The organism is Mesorhizobium sp. M7A.F.Ca.US.006.04.2.1, from assembly GCF_004022915.1.
Taxonomy (GTDB): domain Bacteria; phylum Pseudomonadota; class Alphaproteobacteria; order Rhizobiales; family Rhizobiaceae; genus Mesorhizobium; species Mesorhizobium ciceri.
The window spans coordinates 1-2,764 of the sequence record NZ_RZQA01000844.1 but is presented as its reverse complement, the minus strand read 5'-3'; the positions used below and the strand labels follow the sequence as shown (position 1 = coordinate 2,764).

Below are 2,764 nucleotides of genomic sequence, written 5' to 3'. Positions count from 1 at the left end.
GATCGCCAGCGACATCGGCTCGGGAATCGAGTGCGCGACCGGAATGGCTTCGATCTCGAAGGGGCCGACGGTGAATTTCTCGCCCGCCCGGTAGATCGTGACCGGTATTTTCGGTGCGCCCTGCTCGCCTTGCCGCTTGGCTTCCAGCAGGCCGGCGCTGAACGGCGTCATCCAGACCGGCGCCTTCAGCTTCGGCCATGTGTCGAGCAGCGCGCCGTAATGGTCTTCATGCGCATGCGTGATGATGATGCCGCGCAGATTGGCGAGGTTCTCCTCGATGAAGCGTGTGTCGGGCAGCACCAGGTCGACGCCCGGCAGGCTGGCATCGGGGAAGGTCACTCCGACATCGATGACGATCCATTCGCGCGCGCTGGGCGGCCCGTAGCCGTAAAGAGCGAAGTTCATGCCGATCTCGCCGACGCCGCCGAGCGGCACGAAGACGAGTTCGGCGTTTTCCGCTTTCGCCATGATTTTTCCCTTCCTGGCCCTCAGGCCAAGCTCAAAAGCAATTCCGGGAAAAGTGTGTAACGGTTTTCCCACCGGAGTTGCGTAAAAACAAACAGTTAGAACCGTTCATGAACGGCCCTATGCCCTGGCCGAAGCGACCGCGCCGAAATGCACATCGCCGGCGGCGATCGTCCGAACCGAACCTTCATCGTCGCGGATCACGAAACGGCAGTCCTCGTCAATGGTCTCAAACACCCCGCGCACCACATTACCGTCAATTCTGACGGCAACCTCGCCGCCGAGCCCCGCGGCACGATCAAGCCACCGTCGCCTGACGGCGGCAAGTCCGCGCCCCTCATCCCACAATCGGGCATTCTCGCTCCAGGCATCCGACAGCGCCAGGAACAGTGTTTCCGCATCGCATGCCGCGCCCAGCGCGCGCAAGGAAGTTGCGGGATACGGCAAATCCTCAGGGTATGCCACCACATTGACGCCGATGCCGACCGCCACTCCGAAACGGCCGCCCTCGAGGATTGCCGATTCCAGCAGGATGCCGGCCAGCTTGGCGCCGGAGGCAAGCACGTCGTTCGGCCATTTCAGCTCGAAACGGTTTTTTCCTTCGCTGCCACCGTCGAGGCCAATGGCGATCCGGCCCTTCGGCACCACGGCATCGAGTGCATCGGCCAGCGCCAGTCCTGCGACGAAGCCCAATGTCGCGGCAAGGCGAAGCTCTGCCTTGGTGATGACGAGCAGCGTCGCCGCCAGGTTGCCTTCCGGGGTCGCCCAGACGCGGCCGCGCCGGCCACGCCCGCTTTCCTGCTTCTTGGAAACGACCCACAATTTGCCGGCGTCGCCTGCCCTTGCGTGGTCCAGTGCCAGCGCATTGGTGGAGCCGACGCTCTCATGCGCCTCGAGCCGGAACCCTTCCGACGCCGAGGTTGGAGCCAGCCGAAATGCCATGCCGTCTAGAAAAACGTCTTGGCGGCGGCTTCGGCATAGGTGCCGATCGGCCCACCGATCAACACGTAGAACAGCACGAAGGCGCCGGAGACGCCGAGCACGACACGCAATTCCGTCGCCATCGGCACGAAGCCGCCGACCGGTTCGTCGAACCACATGATCTTGATGATGCGCAAATAGTAATAGGCGCCCACTACCGAGGCCAGCACGCCGATGATCGCCAGCGCGTAGAGATTGGCGTTGATGGCGGCGAGGAAGACGTACCATTTCCCCCAGAAGCCGGCGAGCGGTGGAATGCCGGCGAGTGAGAACATCAGGATGGTCAGGATCGTCGCCATGACCGGATTGGTCGACGACAGGCCGGCCAGGTCGCTGATCTGCTCGACATTGCCTTCCTTGCGCCGCATGGCGAGGATGAAGGCGAAGGTGCCGAGCGTCATCACCAGATAGATCAGCATGTAGATGGCAACGCCGCGCACGCCGGCCTGGCTGTTGGCGGCAAGGCCGACCAGCGCGTAACCCATATGGCCAATCGAGGAATAGGCCATCAGGCGCTTGATGTTGGTCTGCCCGATTGCGGCGAAGGAGCCGAGTGCCATCGAGGCGATCGAGATGAAGACGATGATCTGCTGCCAGTCGGCGGCGATTGGCTTGAACGCGCCCATGGTGACGCGCACGATCAGTGCCATCGCCGCCATTTTCGGCGCCGCCGCCAGGAAGGCCGTCACCGGAGTCGGCGCGCCCTCATAGACGTCAGGCGTCCACATGTGGAACGGCACCGCGGAAATCTTGAAGGCAAGGCCGGCCAGCACGAAGACGAGGCCGAAAACGAGGCCAAGCTGGCGCTCGCCGCTGCCGAGTGCCGTGGCGATTTCCTGGAAGCCGGTGTTGCCGGTGTAGCCGTAGACCAGGCTGATGCCATAGAGCAGCATGCCCGACGACAGCGCACCGAGAACGAAATATTTGAGGCCCGCTTCGGTCGAGCGCAGATTGTCGCGGTTGATCGCGCACAGCACATAGATCGCCAGCGACTGCAGCTCGAGGCCGAGATAGAGGCCGATCATGCTGTTGGCCGAGATCATCAGCATCATGCCGAGCGTGCACAGCAGGATCAGCACCGGATATTCGAACTTGTCGAAACGCTCCGCCTTGGCGAAGCGCATCGACATCACCAGCGTCACCGCCGAGCCAACCAGTGCCAGCACCTTCATGAAGCGGCCGAAGGAATCCTGGATGAAGGCATTGCCATAAGCGCTGCCCTGCCCGGTTCGGAAGATCAGCCAGGCGCCCACGATCGCCAGCACGGCAACCGCAAGGCCGGTTACCGTGTTGGCCGTGTTGGCGCGCGAATAGGCTC

General features: G+C 63.0%; 3 protein-coding genes. All 3 read right to left on the bottom strand.

All coding sequences use genetic code 11. From position 1 onward, the window contains the following. Positions 1-468, bottom strand: a 468-nt coding sequence (locus EN925_RS31035) for a ribonuclease J (RefSeq protein ID WP_164894502.1), incomplete at its 3' end; no start/stop codon positions are given. Positions 469-585: 117 nt separating this feature from the next. Then, positions 586-1,407 (bottom strand): biotin--[acetyl-CoA-carboxylase] ligase, encoded by an 822-nt coding sequence (locus EN925_RS31030; protein WP_063168233.1) that lies wholly within the window; start codon positions 1,405-1,407, stop codon positions 586-588. Between the two features lie 5 nt (positions 1,408-1,412). Continuing rightward, positions 1,413-2,764 (bottom strand): NADH-quinone oxidoreductase subunit NuoN (gene nuoN, locus EN925_RS31025; protein WP_128337173.1); only part of this gene is annotated, 1,352 nt, incomplete at its 5' end.

Bases quoted from the DNA above. Each gene is read 5' to 3' on its own strand.
- EN925_RS31030 (WP_063168233.1), bottom strand. From the start codon at position 1,407: ATGGCATTTCGGCTGGCTCCAACCTCGGCGTCGGAAGGGTTCCGGCTC.